14 protein-coding genes are annotated in these 17,931 nt (G+C 62.4%); 6 read left to right on the forward strand and 8 right to left on the reverse strand.

Features of this window, described 5'->3' with window-relative positions; translation table 11 throughout:
- Window positions 1-2: 2 nt before the first annotated feature.
- From ACSZPK_RS18240 to ACSZPK_RS18260, 5 genes are all read right to left on the reverse strand, one after another.
- A complete protein-coding gene (locus ACSZPK_RS18240; RefSeq protein ID WP_437882941.1) occupies window positions 3-1,682 on the reverse strand; it encodes a sigma 54-interacting transcriptional regulator in 1,680 nt (559 codons plus the stop codon).
- Between the two features lie 159 nt (window positions 1,683-1,841).
- Window positions 1,842-4,250 (reverse strand): efflux RND transporter permease subunit, encoded by a 2,409-nt coding sequence (locus ACSZPK_RS18245; protein WP_437882942.1) that lies wholly within the window; start codon window positions 4,248-4,250, stop codon window positions 1,842-1,844.
- Window positions 4,247-5,320: a WD40/YVTN/BNR-like repeat-containing protein gene (locus ACSZPK_RS18250; protein ID WP_437882943.1), complete on the reverse strand. Its 1,074-nt coding sequence runs from the start codon at window positions 5,318-5,320 to the stop codon at window positions 4,247-4,249. Before ACSZPK_RS18250 ends, ACSZPK_RS18245 begins: the two co-directional genes overlap by 4 nt.
- A 57-nt stretch (window positions 5,321-5,377) precedes the next feature.
- Window positions 5,378-6,733, reverse strand: coding sequence for a DUF1329 domain-containing protein (locus tag ACSZPK_RS18255; protein WP_437882944.1), 1,356 nt, complete (start codon window positions 6,731-6,733; stop codon window positions 5,378-5,380).
- Window positions 6,734-6,754: 21 nt separating this feature from the next.
- Entirely contained in the window at window positions 6,755-8,410 is a 1,656-nt protein-coding gene (locus ACSZPK_RS18260; protein WP_437882945.1) for a DUF1302 domain-containing protein, read from the reverse strand.
- 255 nt (window positions 8,411-8,665) lie between these two features.
- Between ACSZPK_RS18260 and ACSZPK_RS18265 the strand changes: the two genes are divergently transcribed.
- Complete coding sequence (locus ACSZPK_RS18265; RefSeq protein WP_437882946.1) at window positions 8,666-9,565, forward strand: LysR substrate-binding domain-containing protein; 900 nt, start codon at window positions 8,666-8,668, stop codon at window positions 9,563-9,565.
- A gap of 81 nt (window positions 9,566-9,646) precedes the next feature.
- Here the strand turns inward: ACSZPK_RS18265 and ACSZPK_RS18270 are convergent, their stop codons facing one another.
- A complete protein-coding gene (locus ACSZPK_RS18270; protein ID WP_437882947.1) occupies window positions 9,647-10,966 on the reverse strand; it encodes an OprO/OprP family phosphate-selective porin in 1,320 nt (439 codons plus the stop codon).
- A 220-nt stretch (window positions 10,967-11,186) separates the two neighbouring features.
- Between ACSZPK_RS18270 and ACSZPK_RS18275 the strand changes: the two genes are divergently transcribed.
- The gene (locus ACSZPK_RS18275; RefSeq protein ID WP_437882948.1) at window positions 11,187-11,927 is read left to right on the forward strand and encodes a substrate-binding periplasmic protein; all 741 of its coding nucleotides are present in this window, start codon (window positions 11,187-11,189) and stop codon (window positions 11,925-11,927) included.
- A 70-nt stretch (window positions 11,928-11,997) separates the two neighbouring features.
- Here the strand turns inward: ACSZPK_RS18275 and qhpR are convergent, their stop codons facing one another.
- Window positions 11,998-13,095, reverse strand: coding sequence for an AraC-like transcriptional regulator QhpR (gene qhpR / locus ACSZPK_RS18280; RefSeq protein WP_437882949.1), 1,098 nt, complete (start codon window positions 13,093-13,095; stop codon window positions 11,998-12,000).
- A 261-nt stretch (window positions 13,096-13,356) separates the two neighbouring features.
- On the opposite strand from qhpR, the gene ACSZPK_RS18285 reads away from it, so the two are divergent.
- The 4 genes from ACSZPK_RS18285 (at window position 13,357) to ACSZPK_RS18300 (ending at window position 17,146) form a co-directional block, all read left to right on the forward strand.
- Window positions 13,357-14,784, forward strand: coding sequence for an APC family permease (locus tag ACSZPK_RS18285; protein WP_437882950.1), 1,428 nt, complete (start codon window positions 13,357-13,359; stop codon window positions 14,782-14,784).
- 44 nt (window positions 14,785-14,828) lie between these two features.
- Complete coding sequence (locus ACSZPK_RS18290; protein ID WP_437882951.1) at window positions 14,829-15,707, forward strand: phytanoyl-CoA dioxygenase family protein; 879 nt, start codon at window positions 14,829-14,831, stop codon at window positions 15,705-15,707.
- 50 nt (window positions 15,708-15,757) lie between these two features.
- Window positions 15,758-16,150, forward strand: coding sequence for an ester cyclase (locus ACSZPK_RS18295; RefSeq protein ID WP_437882952.1), 393 nt, complete (start codon window positions 15,758-15,760; stop codon window positions 16,148-16,150).
- A gap of 222 nt (window positions 16,151-16,372) precedes the next feature.
- Entirely contained in the window at window positions 16,373-17,146 is a 774-nt protein-coding gene (locus tag ACSZPK_RS18300; RefSeq protein WP_437882953.1) for an outer membrane protein OmpK, read from the forward strand.
- Window positions 17,147-17,435: 289 nt separating this feature from the next.
- Here ACSZPK_RS18300 and ACSZPK_RS18305 read toward each other — a convergent pair whose 3' ends face one another.
- Window positions 17,436-17,921, reverse strand: coding sequence for a CinA family protein (locus tag ACSZPK_RS18305; RefSeq protein ID WP_437882954.1), 486 nt, complete (start codon window positions 17,919-17,921; stop codon window positions 17,436-17,438).
- Window positions 17,922-17,931 lie beyond the last annotated feature (10 nt).

A 17,931-nucleotide genomic window follows, 5' to 3' on the forward strand; every position in this document is an offset into this window, starting at 1 on the left:
GCTCAGGCGTTATCGATGCAGGCGCTTTCTTCGAACTGTTTCAGGCGATAGGCCAACTGCCGCCGGGTGATCCCCAGCAGACGCGCGGCATGGGTCAGGTTGCCCTGGGCACGACGCACCGCCAGTTCCAGCAGGCGATGCTCATGGGCCTGCAGGTCGAAGCCCTCGCCCAGCAGGCTCTCGCAGAGTTGTTCATGACGGGCGTCATCACGGTTGGCGACCCGACCATCCGGCTTGACCGGTGCCCCGGATTCGACCGGTGGCTCGCCATGGAACAAGTGCTCAACGCCAATCGGCGTACCGGGCTGAGCGAGTAGAACAGCACGCTCGATGATGTTTTCCAGCTCGCGCACGTTACCCGGCCAGTGATAGTCCTGCAGCGCCTGCTGGGCCCGCTCGCTGAGTTCCGGCAGGCTTTTCTGGTAGACCGGCGCATATTTCGCCAGCAGGGAATCGACCAGCACCGGGATGTCCGGCCTGCGCTCGCGCAGCGGCGGGATCTGCACCGGATAGGTTGCCAGGCGGTAATACAGGTCGGCACGAAAATAGCCGTCGGCGATGGCCTGCTGGAGATTGACGTTGGTCGCAGCGACCAGGCGCACATTGACCTTGCGCGCATGATCGTCACCCAGGCGCTCGATCTCACCGGTCTGCAACACCCGCAGCAGCTTCACCTGGGCGGCAGGCGACAACTCGCCCAACTCGTCGAGAAACAGGGTGCCGCCGTCGGCCCGTTCGAAACGGCCGGGCCGTGACTGCGCCGCGCCGGTGAACGCGCCCTTCTGCACGCCGAACAGCTCGGATTCGATCAGATCATTGGGAATCGCCGCGCAATTGACTGCGATGAAGGGCTTGTCGGCCCGTTCGCTGTTCTCGTGCAGCCACTGGGCGAACGCTTCCTTGCCCACCCCGGTCTCGCCTTGCAGCAATACGGTGATGGTGCTGCCAGCCGCGCGGCTGAGCAGGTCGAAGGTACGCAGAAACGCCGGCGAACAACCTATCAAGCGGCCAGTCGGGCGCAGCGGCTGGTTGCCACGCAATTGCTGCAACTCCTCGCGCAGGGCCTTGAGCGGCGTGTCGTCCTGGGGCTGCAGGTATTCCAGGTGGGCATCGTCGCCCCAGGCCTCGGCAGTCTTGCCGACCAGGTGGCAATGGCCATCGCCCTGGCAGGTGCAACGGGTTTCGCGAAAGATGATCAGGCGCTTGAAAAACCCGGTGGTGTAGCCCGAGGCATAGCCGGTAAGGGCCCAGCAGGCCGGCTCTTCGGCGATGCCGAAATGGTGCCGGTGACTCTCGGCTTCCCAACTGTTGTGACACTCGACCTCGCCGAAAAAGCTGCCCTCCTCCCAGTCGATCTGCGCCTCGCGCATCACCGAACGCACCAGCCCCTCGAAGGCATGCAGTTCGGGGCCGACCTGGAACACGTCGAAATTGTCACCTTCGCCGATCAGCTTACGCGCCAGTTCGGCGTCCTGCTGCCCGGCGGCAAAGCCCATGCGAAACAGCAGGCCCTTGGCGCGTTGCGGCCCCAGGGTGTCGATCATTTCCTTGCGCATGGCACCGAAGGCCTTGGCGTGCAGCAACAGCATGCGGCTCTCGTCGAGCCAGATCTGGCCGGTATCGATGTTGAAGCGCAGACGTGAACGGAGATTGAAACGTTCGGCGATGGCTTGGTGAGGCATGGCTACCTTTCCTGTCCCGCCCAGGCATGAGTGTTGGAAAGCGCTCATGGTGTGGAGGTCTGTTGTCTTTATTTTCGTCAGGAATGCGCAGTGGGCGCAGGCCATACGCTACCCCTCCGGCGATCCGTAGGGAAGCGCATGACATACAAATAAAGATGCTCAGGCGGCCTTCGACAGCGCCACCGTCTGGCTGCCGGGCTGCTCTGCCAGGCGTGCCGGCGGCAGCAGGAAATAGGCCAGAGCCGGCAGCAGGACCAGCGCCCCGAGCATGTTCCAGACGAACATGAAGGCCAGCAGGATACCCATGTCCGCCTGGAACTTGATCGGCGACCAGAACCAGGTGGCCACCGCGATGCCCAGGGTCACACCGGTAAGCACGACCACCTTGCCGGTGAAGATCAGTGCCTGGTAATAGGCCTGCGACAGGCTCATGCCCTGACGCAGCCGCGCCAGGGTCACGGTCATCACATAGAGCGCATAGTCCACTCCGATACCCACGCCCAGGGCGATCACTGGCAGGGTGGCGACCTTGACGCCGATGTTCAGCCAGACCATCAGCGCCTCGCACAGCACCGATGTGATCATCAGCGGCAGCACCGCACAGACCACCGCGCGCCAGGAGCGGAAGGTGATGAAGGCCAGCAGGGTCACGGCGGCATAGACCAGCAACAGCATCTGCACGTTGGCCTTCTTCACCACGATGTTGGTCGCCGCCTCGATCCCGGCATTGCCGGCAGCGTTGAGGAAACGGATGTCGTCACTGCCATGCCGGGTGGCAAAGCGCTCCACCACCGCCACCACGCTGCTCAGGGTATCGGCCTTGTGGTCCTTGAGGTAGGCGTAGAGTGTCAGCAGGTCGCAGTTCTGGTTGAACATCTCACGCGGTGCGCGGGTGATGATCGCATTGAGCATTTCCTGCGAGCGCGGCACTTCATACCACTTGGGATTGCCCTCGCTCATGCCGACGCTGGCTTGCTTGGCAAGCCCCGCCAGCGAACTGGTCGTTTCCACGCCGGGCAACTGGCGCAGCTCGCGCTCCAGCGCATCCACCGCCATCAGGGTCGAGTAATGCGCACAGGCGTACTGCGGGGTCTTCACCATGACGATGAACAGGTCGCTGCTGGCCGCGTAGTTGCCCACCATGAAAGCGTTGTCGAGGTTGTAGCGCGAGTCCGCGCGCAACTCGGGAGCGCCGGGGTCGGTATCGCCGATCTTCAATTGAAAACTCACGACCAGGCCCAGTGCGCCCAGCGCCACGCCGACGAGCACCGCCAGGCTGGCCCAGCGGCGCCGGGTGAACAGGTCGAGAAAGGCCCAGAGCGGATGCTTGTCCTGCTCGTCGCGCTCGGCCTTGAGGCTGCGCTGCGCGGCCTGCGGGCTGACGCCGGTATAGGAGAGCAGGATCGGCAGCAGCACCAGGTTGGTGAAGATCAGCACCGCCACGCCGATGCTGGCAGTCACGGCCAGGTCCTGGATGACCTGGATGTCGATCACCATCAGCACGGCGAAGCCCACGGCATCGGCGAGCAGCGCAGTGAGACCGGCGAGGAACAGGCGGCGGAAGGTGTAGCGTGCCGCCACCAGGCGGTGGGTGCCACGGCCGATGTCCTGCATGATGCCGTTCATCTTCTGCGCGCCATGGCTCATGCCAATGGCGAACACCAGGAACGGCACCAGCACCGAGTAGGGATCGAGCTCATAGCCCAGGCTCGGTAACAGGCCAAGCAGCCACACCACCGCGATCAGCGAACACAGCACGACCAGCAGGGTGCTGCGCAGGCAGCGGGTGTACCAATAGAGCACCAGGGTGCAGATGACGATGGCCGCGGCGAAGAACAGCAACACCTGGCGCAGGCCGTCGATGAGGTCGCCGACCACCTTGGCGAAGCCGGTGATATGGATGGCGATGTGCTCGGACTGGTATTTGTCGCGCAATGCTTCCAGGCTCTGCGACAGGCCGTGATAGTCGATACGCGTGCCACGTTCCTGGAGCGGTACGAGGATGATGCTGGACTTGAAGTTGGCCGCTACCAGTTGGCCTATCTCGCCGGAGCGTTCGACGTTCAGACGCACCTGCTGCAGGCTGTCGCGCGAACCGTCGTAGTCGTCCGGGATCACCGGGCCACCGTCGAGCCCCTCCTCGGTCACACCAGTCCAGCGCACCGCCGGTGCCCACAATGACTTCATGTACGGGCGGTCCACCCCCGGCAGCAGAAACAACTCGTCGCTCAGGTTGCGCAGCGTCTCCAGGTACTGCGCATCGAAGACGCTGCCCTGCCGCGCCTCAACCGCGATACGCAAGGCATTGCCCATCCCGGCCATCTGCTTGCGGTTTTCCAGGTAATTGACGATGTAGGGATGACTGCCGGGAATCATCTTCTCGTAGGCGGCATTGAGTTTCAGGCCGAGCGCCTGGTACCCCAGCAACAGGCTGACCAGCAGGCAAGCCAGGACGATCGGCAAGCGATGATTGAACAGCAGCCGCTCGGCCAAGGTGCCGGACTGGCGGTCGAAATCCTCCAGGCGGGCGATGACCTGCTCGCTGCCATGTGAGTGGACATGACTCATGGATGACCTCCATTGCGCACATTGTCGAGGCGTTGCAAACCTTGAGTGCCTGCCAGTACCAGGCTGCCATCGGGGTTCTCGGCGATGCCGGTCAGCGCCCCCTCGCCCGCCTGCGGCAGTTCGACGAATGCCTTCCCGCTGGCCCGTCCCAGCAGCAGGCGACCGCCTTCGTTGCCAAGCAGCAACGAGCCATCGGCCAGGCGTTGCGCCACGCCAAGACTGGCTTGCGGTCCGATCTTGAGCGGCATCCAGGTACGCCCTTCGTCCTCGCTACGCCAGGCATTGCCCCGCAAGCCATAGGCGAGCAGCACACCATGGTCCAGGTCGAGGGCGCCGAAGAACGTCCCCTCGTAGGGCGAATCGAGCGCCGTGAAACTGGCGCCGCCATCCAGGGAGCGAAACAACGCGCCCTGCTCGCCGGCAATCAGCAGGCGCTGGCCATTCACACGCACCTGGTAGAGATGCTTGCCACTGGGATTGGGAATCCCACCCAGCAGTGAGCGCCAGGTCTGGCCTGCATCGGTGGTCATCATCGCCAGGCCATAGGCGCCCACGACATAGCCGCGCCGGCTATCGGCGAAGGCCACGCTGAGAAAGGGCTTGTCCGGGCCGTCCTGCACCAGGTACTCGGCGGCGCGCACCTCGCCGGCCACCTGGCGTTCACGCGCCAGCTCCAGCATACGTTGCGCGGCCTGCCGACCGTCCATCTGCAAGGTCCAGCGCTCGCCGCCATCGGCGCTGTGCAGGATCACCCCGCTGTGCCCCACCGCCCAGCCGTCGCTCGCATTGGCGAAGGTCACGTCAGTCAACGCGACACTGACCGGCACCTGGTGCGCCTGGCGCCAATTGCGCCCATCGTCATCGGACAGCAGCACCAGGCCACGCTCGCCCACGGCCACCAGGCGCTCCCCCGCCCGGGCCAGCCCGAACATCTGGCTGCCGCTGGCGCGAACGTCGGCCTGGGCTGGCAGTTCGAGCAGATCGGGCACCACCTCGGCATGAGCGAACCTCGCCATACCGGGTAGCAACACAGCGGCAACCAGCGCCGCACGCAGAACAAAGGCAGTCATGCTTTATCTCCCCCGTGCCGCGCCAGGCAGGCGCGGCATCCAGTCAGGCCACGCGCTTCAGCGCACGCCTTCGGCAGCCACTGCATCGCCGGTGAAGTAGGTTTCCGGCTTGCGCGGCACCACGCGATAGGTCGCCTCGTTGAGCGATTGCGAACTGCTCATGGTGTCGGCCTGCAGGTTGAACACATGGGCCGGCTTGAGACCGAGCATCGGCACCTGGGGCAACAGGAACGGCGTGACCATGGTGGTGCGCCACAGCGTGCCTTCGCGGTCATAGCCATCCATCAGCAGCACCAGCCAGGAGTCCTCGTCCAGGTAGTAGCGGCGCTTGGCCACGGCATGGCGCTTGCCATTCGCCACCGTGGCCTCGACTTCCCAGACCCGGTGCAGCTCCCAGCGCAGCTTGTCGGGGTTGAGGTGGTGCCTGGCGTAGGCCTCGTCCAGCGACGCTGTGACCAGCTCGTTGTTGTTGTACGGCACGTACAGCTCACGCTTGCCGAGCAATTTCCAGTCGAAGCGGTCGACATGCCCCATCAGGCCCATCACCTCATCGAAGTAGTTGGCCCCCGAGGCGACGAAATCCGGGGTGTCGTAGGCCACGGTTGGCGCGCGGCGCACCCGACGCTGGCCAACCAGGTACTGCCAGGCCTGACGCGCCTTGCTCAGTTCGATGCTGTCGCGAAACACCAGCGACTCGCCGGCCTTGAACGGTGGGGCGATGGTGCTGAAACGCTGCAGGAAGTATTCGCCGCTCCACTTCTCAGCAGAACCGTCCTTGTAGTAGTAGGGATACTGGTTGGCCTGGTCGTTCATGGTCGCCAGGGTCCGCGTGCCGTCGGCGGTGAGGATGATGTTCTTGAAGTTGCTGATCTCGGTCGCTTCGTTCTCGACCCGTAGCAAGTGATTCCAGATTGCCTCGGTGCCGTTCTGCGGGAGCGGGAAAGGAATCCCGCCATAGCAGCCGGACAGCGACTTGCCGCCGTCCTCCAGCTTGCAGTGGGTGGCATTGCGCACGGTGTTGTCATACACGTACTGCGGCGCGGCGGCGCTGCGATGGGTCGGGTAGACGCGCATGCGGAAGCTGTCCGGGTATTTCTTCAGCAGGGCCTGGGCACCCTCGGACAGGCGATTGGCATACTGCCCGACATTCTGCGCGGTGATCTCGAACAAAGGCTTTTCGCTGGCGAATACCTTGGCCGGGATATCGCCCACCGTGCCGCCCGATACTTCGACTCCGGTGGCGCCTGTCCATCGCGGAATGCCGCCGTCGGCATTGCCGGCCATCTCGCCGCCCAGCGGCATCAGACTCTTGCCCAGCTCAGCGGCCTTGCCCGCCTCGACGGCCGCCTGAACCAGCGGCGCACTCAACATCAGGGCAGCCATGGCAACCCGGAGCATATTCTTGTTGTGCATGATCATGTCCTCTAACGGCAGTCAGAAAGTGCGCTGGACCGACAGCGAGATGAAATCGCGATCGCCATGGAAGTTGTCGTAGGAAAGCTCCGGCACTGTGGTGTCGTACTTGATCACTGAGCCGGCGGGGCCGTAGTAGTGCGTGTAGTTGAGGCCCAGTTGCCAGGCCTTCTGGTACTCGCCCTTGAGACCGAGACTGATGTTGCCGCCGTGCTCGGCGGGGAACAGCGCGCCATTGACCGAAGATCGGCCACTGATGCCATAGCTCGCGCCGATGGGCACCTGCAGGTCGAGACCGGGCATGACCTGGAAGTATTCCGGGGTGAAGATGAATTGCAGCGCGCTGGCATCGCGGGTCGCCAACGGGTCGAGCTGATCGCGGTTGTCCGTCACGCTGAGACGCCGGTTGAAGGCGAACTCGGCAACCAGGGAGGCACCGTCATACACCGGGCTGGCGGCGAACACGCTGATCGCCGAGAGATTCAGGTGCAAGGTGCGCCCTACGGGATAGGCGGCATGCTTGTCGTTGTCGGCGCCGGCCAGCCCCGAGAGCAGCACCGTATTGCCGGATGCGACCAAGGGCATGTTGTCACGCACCGAGACTTCGCCGGCCACGTTGGTCTCGCCAAGCAGGGTGCTGAAACTCGCGCCCAGGGTGCGGATGTTCTCGCCATAGACCTGCTCGTAACGACCGGTATCCGGGTACACGTAGAATTGCGGCATCTTGTCGTGGTACTGCGCGGCGTAAATACCGTACTCGGTATCGCCCAGGGTGAACTTGACCTGCACGCCCCCCTGCCCGGAATCACGCGCCTCGATGTCGTTGTCGCGATAGACCACCGCGCCCGGTCCGAGGATCAGGCTCTCGCCACCGTCATCGATGAAGTCGGCGAAGCTGAAATAGCTGCCTGCGGCGGGCAGGCGGCTCTTGCGCCATTCGAGCTGGTAATAGGCGCCAATCGAGACGTCTGGGTTGATCTGCAACTGCGCGGAAACCTGCCCGACCGGACGCAGGATCTCCTTGAACTGCGAGTTGGGCACCGAGAGCGCCTTGATCAGGTCGAGAGAGGTTTGCGCCGCGGCGATGCCGTTGCTGCCAAAGAACAGGCTCTCGCCATAAAGCTGGGTAAAGCGTCCGGCCTTGAGGTTGAGGCTCATGTCCGAAACGTCGAAACCGCCATAGACGAACGCATCCAGCAACTCGGCCTTGCGCCCGTGGAGCTTCTCGGTATCGCGGGTGAACTCGTCGTAGCGCACCGAGGTCGAGTTGATCAGTGCGCCGCCGAGAGCGCCCGGGTTGTCATTGGACTTGTTGTAGACGTCGTCGTACCAGGCCGCCCCGCTCAGGCGCAGGCCGTAGCGGCGCTGATAGCGCAGGTCCAGTTCGGAAAGCAGGTCGAGGCGGTTGGAGATCAGCCCCTTGTCGAAATTCAGGTCGCCGTCATTGGTGTTGGCCTGCACGCCGGAGGACTCGTCGGCGACATCGCTGGCCGCGCCACTCAGGCGCCAGGCCGCGCTGTACTTGACGGTGTTGTCCCAGGACAGGCTGAGATCCGGGTTGCCGGTGTCGATCGGCATCGCCGCCGTCACACCACTCAATGACAGGCCTACAGCCATAGCAACGGCCGATAACGGAAGCGCCCCCACTGCCGCAGGCGCACAGGTGTTCTTGCACATGCCCTTCTCCTCGAAATCTTTTTTGTTTTTGTGAATTTCGTTCCCGTCCGCCTTGCGGCCTGACGAGAAGAGAACTGGCTGTAACGGTATGGGCCACGAGGATTACCGTCCAATACCATAAAGCCAGCCACTCGATACCCATTCGGTATCGAATACAGCCTTTATGATGGGTAATTGCCACGTACGGATACCCTCGGCTAGCCTGCGAGCAAACGAGCATTACCTTCTCGGTATCGGGGAGAGGAGAGAGAACCTATGGACCTGCGCCACCTGCGCTACTTCATCGCCGTCGCCGAAGAGCGCAATATCGGCCGTGCGGCCGCTCGCCTGCATATCTCCCAGCCACCGTTGACCCGGCAGATTCAGCAACTGGAAGAAGACCTGGGGGTGCAACTGTTCACCCGTACGCCAAAGGGCATGGAACTGACCCCGCCAGGCCAACTGCTCCTCGACGACGCACGCAATATCCGCGCCCTGGTCGAGCAAGCGACCGAGCGCACTCAACGCGCCGGCCAGGGGCTGCTCGGACGCCTGGACATCGGCATCTTCGGCTCGGCGATCCTCTACACCATTCCTCGCCTGTTGCTGGCTTTTCGCAATGCCTATCCCGACGTCAAGGTGGTATTGCACAACCTCAACAAAGAGCAGCAGATCGAAGCACTGAGGCAGCATCGCATCGATCTGGGCTTCAACCGCATGATCAGCCCGAACACCGATATCGTCTGCGAGCGCATCGCCAGCGAACGCCTGCTGGTCGCCGTACACGAGAGCAACCCGCTGGCCGGCCAGGACGTCATCGCCTTCCCCGATCTCGCCGGGCATCCGCTCATCCTCTTCCCCAGCGGCCCGCGCCCCAGCTTCGTCGACAAGGTCATGGGCATGTGCCAACAGGCCGGCTTCACCCCCGAAGTGGTCCAGGAAGTCGGCGACACGGTCACCGGCATTGCCCTGGTGGCGAGCAATTTCGGCATCTGCCTGGTCCCCGAATCAGCCACCGTGTTGAGCCTGCCTGGCGTGCTTTATCGACCGCTGAGCGAGGTTCCGGGTAATGGCCGGATCGATTTGAGCTGTATCTATCGCCAGGATGACGCCTCGTCCATCCTCGCGTCGTTCTTGACGATCGCCAGGCAGCAAGGCACCGACACAGATCGCTGAGCGAAAAGAAAGCCTAAAAAGAAGCCCCGCACTAGGCGGGGCCAAAAAGGAGCATCGTTGAAGTTCTTGCGGATGTAACGCTTAGAACGCGTATTGGGCGCGAACGACGAAGCCGTCGCCGCTGTCGTCGCCTGCGGCTGCCGAGTTGATCACGCCGTCAGCTTTGGCCTTGACGTAGGTGGCGCTGATGCGAACGGCTTCGTTGGCGTACCAGTTGACACCCAGGTTATGGGTCTTCAGATCGACGTCGCCGACAGCACGAGTCGCAGTCGCGACGGTGACGTTGTCGTCTTCCACAGTGAAGTCATCGTAGCGGTAGAAGACTTCCCAGGCGCCGATCTGCTTGTTGGCAGGCTTGATCGCATCGAACTTGCCCAGCTTGTAGATGCGCGGCTCGCCCGTGATGGTGTAGGCCGCCTGCAGATAACCACCTTTGGCCTCACGGTCGGCGATGGCGGTGTCAGCTTTCAGCTTACGGGTCATGTACTCGCCTTGCAGGGAGAACGGCCCCATCGCCCAGGCTGCTTCCAGGCCCCAGGCCGTGTCGTTGTCCCAGGCATTCTCAGCGGTGAAGTTGCTGCCAACGCTCACGCGGTTGCCGTTGTCGCCGGCACTGTTACCGCCGTCGGTCGAAACGCCACGCATGCCCATACGGGTACGGAAACGCGACTCGTAGCTCGCAACATCGGCATCGCGACGCGCGAAGTTGGCACCGAAGTGCAGTACGTTGCCATCCGCATGCAGCGGAGCGAAGACTACGCGGGCGTTGAACTGCTTGGTGCTGTCGCCGTCGGAGTCGTTTGCGTCCTTGGCCGTGATGCCAGCGGAACCGTAAACGGAATCGGCGACGCTACCGGAGAGTTGCACACCCAGGCCGCCATCGTGGCTGTTGACCCACTCCATCAGGTCGTAGCCGATGTTGCGCTCGGGAGCCGTTACCCACTTGGAGCTGGTGGCTTTCTCCAGACCGAAATCAGGGTCGAAGCGACCGACCTTGATGACCAGCGGACCGAAACCGGTGTAGGCCAGGGACGCTTCGTCGAAGTAACCGTCGCTAGCCTTGTCGCTGCCGCCGGAGTTGTGGGACAGGTCGTAGTTGATCTGGTATTTCCAGTCGGTGAACATCGTGCCGCCGACTTCCAGGAAGGCGCGACGGAAGTAGGCCGCATCGGCATTGTCGCCATTGACGGTGTAGAGACCGTCGAACGTGCTGTAGTCGGCCTGGACACGACCGCCGATCTTGAATGCGAAAGCCTTGTCGGTGGTTGCGACTTCGAGGCCACCCTTGGTCTTGACTACGATGTCGGCACCGTCGGTGGTGACGGTACCGGCGAAAGCCTGGGCGGAAACGGCCAGGGCCAGGGCGCTGGCTGCGAAACCGGCAAAGTGCTTACGGATCATTAAAGATTCCCCTATTGGTCTTTAGCGTCGGAAACACGCGGGCCTCTGGCTCGCGGTGTTGGTGGGGAATCTTGGCGGGGGGGTATTTCAGGCAGGTTTCCGGTAGGTGAAAGTTAAATGACAACGGAACTTTTTATCTCGAATATAAATAAGGACGTTGTGCCCACAGCGCTGCCTCACCTCTCATACATGTGCGTGATAGTGCCTCTCAGGAATTGCAATGCTGCGCTTCTGGTCATCCGTTTCACTGCTACTTCTGCTTCTCGGGGCGCTAACCTGCCACGCCGGCGAAGTGCTGGTGATGGGCGACTCCACGTATCGCCCCGTTGTCTACCTGGACCGCTTCGGCCGACCTTCCGGCCTGCTGGTCGACATGCTCCGCCAGTACAGCAGGATCAGCGGCAACCCGGTCACCGTGCGCCTCTACCCGTGGAGCCGCGCCTACGGCAGTGCGCGGGATGGCGAAGGCGGCATCATCGGCCTGTCGAAGACCGAGCAGCGGGAAGCCCTGTTCGATTACTCCGCGCCCCTTTATGACGACGACATTCTGGTCGTGGTGCGGGCAGACCGGACGTTCGCCTTCGACAGCCTGGACGACCTGCGTGGCAAGAGGATCGGCGTGCAGCAGGGTGCCAGCTACGGCGCCGAGGCCAATGCCGCCATGGCCCACGGCACGCTCGAGGTGGTACCGGACATCAACGCCCGCTCACGCCTGCTCAAAGTGCTCTATGGGCGCATCGACGCGGCGTTCATCGGCAATGGCAAGGCCGGACTGGAATCGTTGCTCAGCGCCGATCCGGAACTGGCCGCCAGCCGTGGGCGCTTCGTGGTTCTGGAGCGCCCGTTGGTCCACGACACGCTTTATCTCGGCTTTGCCAAGTCGATGGGCATGCGCGAATTCCTCGACGACTTCAACCGCGTGATGGAACAGATACGGTTGGAGAAAAACCAACCCGAGTGACGAATAACGGCCGAACCGCAGTTGCAGTTTCGCCCGCGAATTGCTGAAGAGCCTGGCTATTGCAGCGACGTTACTCGAAATGCGCAGCGGCCGTTGTGCGATGGCGTTCCCTCCAGCGTTTCGGCGATTCGTCGAACCATCGGTTGAACGCGTGGGTGAAGCTGGATGTTTCGGTATAGCGCAACAGCTCGGACAACCTGGAGATGGTCATGTTGGAGCGCTCCAGGTAATGGCAGGCGAGCTGCCGACGCACGGACTCGAACAGGCCGGTAAAGGTGTGCCCCTCGTCCTTGAGTTGCCGGGTCAATGTCCATACGGGCAGGCCGAGTCGCTCGGCGACGTGTTCGATACGGGGTATATCGGTATGGATAGTCTCGATGATGTCGGAGCGGACACGCTCGGCGATCGTGAAACGCACCGAACTCGATAGCCTCAGGGCGCTGAAGCTTTGCTTGGCGATCAGCAGCAACTGGGGATCGGCCCCCGGCATCGGGCGGGCCAGGTCCGACGCGTTGAAAATGAGCGCATTGGTCTCTTGCCCGAAACGTACGTCAGCGCGAAACGCTTTGTGATGATCCTGCCAGCAGTCTGGCCGGCCGTGGTTGAAGTGGACCTCCAGCGGGGACCAGCGCTCGCCCAGCGCCCGCCGCATCACATTGAAGACATTGCCCAGGGTCATTTCGGCATCATGCCGACGGCTGATGATATTCCCGTCGAGCAGTCCGTATTCCAGGCGCACCGTGCCGCGCAGGTAACTGAGCTTGAGCGTGCTACGGCTCTGAAACTCCGGGAAGTAACGGCTCATGTTCATCAGTGCTTCGCCGAGCGTCGCGGATGACAGCCCGATATACCCCCACAGCCCGAGAAACTCGGGTTGGTACTGATTCCCCAGCCAGAGACCGAAGTTATCGCTGTGGGTGAGCTGCGCAGCGGTATCGATGGCCTTGAGGAAGGCCGGCAGAGGGATGGGCTGGTTAGGATCGCCCAGCACGTCCGGATGGATGCCCGAGCGCTCGAAGATGTCCTCCGTTTCTGCGCCCTGACTACGCACGAACGAGGCGAACCCGGATACCACCGCGCCCATCACGGTGGTGGGCGTGGCGGCATCGTGAACAGGTATGGATCGGTGCATTTCCGACCTCCGCTTATGGAAACTCAGGCAGGTCACGACAAGCAACTCCTATACCGCGGGCTCGATACCCGTCTTTTCTGCCATGGTCTGGGTGCCCGGCACGAGGAGGCGCACCAATGGCGTGCCTGGCGCGCCATTTCGGACCACCCGGATGTTGTCCGGTAACAAGGAGTTGTCATTTCAAAACAAGTTTTCAGGGTGAGCATTTCTCAATACTGGCATCAACGTCGTGGCGGGTCGTTCCCCCTTCCGTCCATGAACCCATGACCTGATAGCCAATGATTGAGGGAGGCCTCCATGGGAGAGGTTGAAAAGAAAAAACTGCAGGGCTCGCTTGGCGTCGCCCCGATTGTGATGATGGTGGTCGCCACCGCGGCGCCCTTGACCGTGATGGTGGCCAATACCCCGCTGATGGTCAGCATGGGCAATGGTGTCGCGGCCCCGGTCGACGCATTCATCGCAACCGTGATCATGTTCCTTTTCACGGTCGGCTTCGTCGCCATGTCGAAGCACATCACCAATGCCGGGGCGTTCTACGCGTTCATTCAGAAGGGCCTGGGACGCTCCATCGGCCTCGGCTCGGCGACGCTGGCGGTGGCTTCCTACGCGATGATCCTCGTCGCGCTACAGGGTTTCATCGGCTATGCCACGGCGGATGCGATCAATAGCCTGCTTCACGTGGACGTCCCATGGTGGATGTACTCGTTCCTCGCGGTGGGCGTGATCGCCTACCTCGGATACCGCGATATCGAACTGAGCTCCCGGTTCCTGGGGATCGCCCTCGTGCTCGAGATCGCCGTGGTCATCCTGGTGGATATCGCCGTCCTGTGGGACAAAGGCCCGGCGGGAATGGAAGCAGCGTCCTTCGAGATGGCCAGTATCGTCTCCGGATCGCCTGGTCTCGGCATTCTGTTCGCGATCTTCAGCTTCATCGGCTTCGAGTCGACCGTGATCTATCGCGAAGAAGCGCGCGATCCGGATCGAACCATCCCGCAGGCGACCTACACCGCCGTACTCCTGGTCGGTGCGTTCTATGTGCTGTCCATGTGGTGCGCGGTCAGCGCGATTGGCCAGGCGAACATCACGGCATTCTCCGAGACTCATGGCGCCGACATGTACCTGGCCATCACCGAGCACTACTTCGGGGTCATCTTCATGGACGTGATGCATGTCCTGCTGATCACCAGCCTGTTCGCCTGCGCCCTGTCGCTGCACAACATCGTGGTTCGCTACAAATACACCCTGGGCCGCTTTGGCGTACTCAGCGATCGCTTCTCGAACGTGCACCCGGAGCATGGCTCCCCGCACATCTCATCCGCCGCCCTGTCCATCTTCAGCGTGGTCGCCTTCGTCATTCTGATCGTGATCGGTGCCGACCCCGCGACCGAGATCTATGCCTGGGGCGCGATGGCCGGAACGCTCGGCTACATGACGATCCTTTCCCTGACCTGTGCCGCTGTCGTCGTGTTCTTCCGTCGGGAGAAGACCACCGGCCAACTCTGGAAAACCCTGATAGCCCCCACCGGCGGCCTGATCGGAATCCTTGGCTGCCTCTGGGTCGCGGTATCCAACCTCCCAGACCTGATCGGTGGCGACAACGCCAAGACCGTATCGATCCTGGTCGTCCTGTTCATGCTGTGCACCTTTGCCTTCGGTTTCTGCATCGCCGAACGCTTGCGTACCCGCCAACCCACTCGCTACGAGGCGCTGCGCCAATTGGCGTAGGCCCATCAACCCCGCTCGCTCCCCGCCGCAAAGGAAATCCGACAATGCTCAATCGCCTTCCCAACACCGCTACCGTCGAACACGTCAGCGCCTCTCTCAAAGAACACGGCTACGTGATCATCGACCAACTGGCCAGCCCCGAGGTCATGGACAGGATCGCCACAGAAATGGCTCCGTACATCGAGAGCACCCCCTTCGGCGAAGACAAGTTCGTAGGTTTCAGCACACAGCGTACCGGCGCGATGATCCTGCGTTCCGAAACCTCCCGCGACCTGATCATGAATCCCTTGGTCGTCGCTGTGGCGGGCAATCACCTGAGCAAGGCGTCGACCTTCCAGTTGCACCTGACCCAGGTGATCACCGTCCATCCGGGCTCGCCTGCCCAGGTGCTGCATCAGGATCAACTGGCCTGGGACTTTTTCCAGTTCCCGGACGACTACGAAGTCCAGTGCAACACCCTGTGGGCCTTGACTGACTACACCGCAGAAAACGGCGCCACCCGCATCGTTCCTGGCAGCCAGTTCGCTGGTGGGGGCCAGAAGTACCCGCCGGAAGCGGGCATTCCCGCCGAAATGAAAAAAGGCTCGGTGCTGCTCTACACCGGCAAGGTCTACCACGGCGCCGGCGAGAACAAGACCGACCAGGTTCGCCAGGCACTGAACATCACTTATGCGGTGGGCTGGGTACGCCAGGAAGAGAACCAATACCTGGCGACGCCGCCTGAGGTCGCTCGCACGCTGCCGGATGACCTGCTGAGACTGATGGGCTATCAGTGCGGCTGCTTCGCCATGGGCTACGTACGCGACTTCGAAGACCCCCTCGCTTACCTCAAAGGCAGCACCGAGCGCCGCTCCTCGGGCTTCAATGCGCTGAGCGACACGGCCAACCAAAGCTCCTCCGAATATGCCAGCGCCCTCCTCTGACAACGACTGAATCCGAAGGCCACCGAATGACCACAATCGCCGAAACAGCCATGGCATTTTTCGAAGTCTGCGAGTCGGGCAAGGGCTGGCAGGAATGCCGCCGCTTCTGCCACGAAAACGCCACCTTCAACGTGCAGGCACACTCCCTGGAGCATCTCGGAACGGTCGAGGCATACAGCGACTCGATCCCTCATCTGCTGGAGATTCTTCCCGACGCCCACTACACGCTGGTGAGCGTGGCCACGGATGAGAAACGCCAGTCGGTGATCGCCTATGCCCGCTTCCACGGCACTCATAGCGGTATCGACGCGTCCGTGCCGGCCACCGGGAAAAGCCTGGTTTCCGACTACGTGTTCATCATGCGCCTAGAGGCAGGCAGGGTCGCCGAGGTCACCAAGGTCTGGAACGATGGCCATGCGGCCAGTCAACTGGGCTGGACCTGACAAGGTCAGGAGCATCCCCATGGATGCTCCGACTCGATGGCAGGCCGTGCTCATGCGCACGCGCAGCGCATGAGCGCTCCCGCCTTTCCCTCATCGCCCACTCCCCCCGACTCCCTGCCCGAATCCTGCGCAAACGTCTAGAATGCGCGCCCCGGTTCTTCCTGGCCTCTGACACCCAGGCAGGCCTGCCCCCCCAGAAACGCGATACCCGGAGTACACCCGATGAAGCACTGCGCAAGTGCCCTGGCCCTGGCCGGCGGCCTGCTCGTTGCCGGCCAGAGCATGGCCGGCGACCTTCTGCAATGGCACGACGAGAGCCTGACCTACCTCAACGGCGTCGATTTCAAGGTCGATCCATCCAAGCAGCAGACCCTCACCTTCGAGCACGCCAGTGGCTGGAGCTTCGGTGACCTGTTCATCTTCGTCGACGGCATCAAGTACAACACCGAGGCCACCAACGGTGCCGGCGATGGCCACACCTTCTATGGCGAGATCAGCCCACGCCTGTCGTTCGGCAAGATCAGCGGCAGCGACCTGGCTTTCGGGCCGATCAAGGACGTGTTGCTGAGCGCCACCTACGAATTCGGCGAGGACGATGTCGACGCCTACCTGCTCGGCCCGGCCATCGACCTGAACATCCCCGGCTTCGACTATTTCCAGATCAACACCTATCTGCGCGAAACCGATGGCAAGCGCGATGGCGACGGCGTCTGGCAGATCACCCCGGTATGGAGCTACACAGTACCGCTCGGCAATTCGGACCTGGTGATCGACGGCTTCATGGACTGGGTGGTGGACAACGACAAGAGCTACCACGCCAACCTGCACTTCAACCCGCAGATCAAATACGACCTGGCCAAGGCCCTGGGCTTCGGCAAGAAGTTCTACGTGGGCGTGGAGTACGACTACTGGAGCGACAAGTACGGCATCGAAGACAGCCGCGCGTTCCATACCGACCAGAGCGCGATCAGTGCGCTGGCGAAGGTGCATTTCTAGGTTATGTACGAAAAGTGCCTGCGCTCGGTGATGCTTCGTTAAAAACGGGTTCGGAATGCTCATTTACAACGCGTAAACTCCGCTTCCTCACCCGTTTTTGCCTCGCCTGCGCGGCCCGGCCTGACCTTCGCTCGACGACTTTTCGTACAGAACCTAAGAGCCCGTTCACGATCTCAGATCGGCTCCCCGGGTAGCGTTGAGGCAGGAACAGTCGTCCGGTGTGTTCAGTCGTCATTCCCGCGAAGGCGGGAACCCAGAAGACCCGGTTCATGAGGCCATGGACAGGCGCTCAAACGATCCTCAGCCGTTCGTAGTAATACGGCAGCCGCAACAAGGCATAACGCGCCGCCGCCGCGCGCACTTCGTTGCGGCGGCCTTCGAACTCGATGGTTTCGCTGACCACGCCCTCGTGCCCGTTGACACTCATCGAGCAGGCGAAACACATCAGGCCGTCGCGAGCGTCATCCTCGGAGTCGGCCAGGCCGGTGTTGGCCAGCACGATCTTCGCCTGGCTCAGCTTGAGCGCGCCGACGGCCATTTCCCGTGCCACCTCCTCGCTGCTCAGGCCATGCTTGCGCATGGTCTCGAAACTGACCCCGAGCAGGGTGTTCTTGGCGCTGGCCGAATAGACCACGAAACCGCTCTCCAGCACGCTCCCGCCGCCCGGCACGTCGGCGATCATCGACGCCATCAGCCCTGCCGTGCAGGACTCGGCGGTGGTCAGCGACAACTGATACTTCTCCAGGAAACTCACGACCTGCTCGACGCTTTGCATGGGGGGCATT

This window comes from Pseudomonas sp. LRF_L74 (genome assembly GCF_965644255.1).
Classification (GTDB): Bacteria; Pseudomonadota; Gammaproteobacteria; order Pseudomonadales; family Pseudomonadaceae; genus Aquipseudomonas.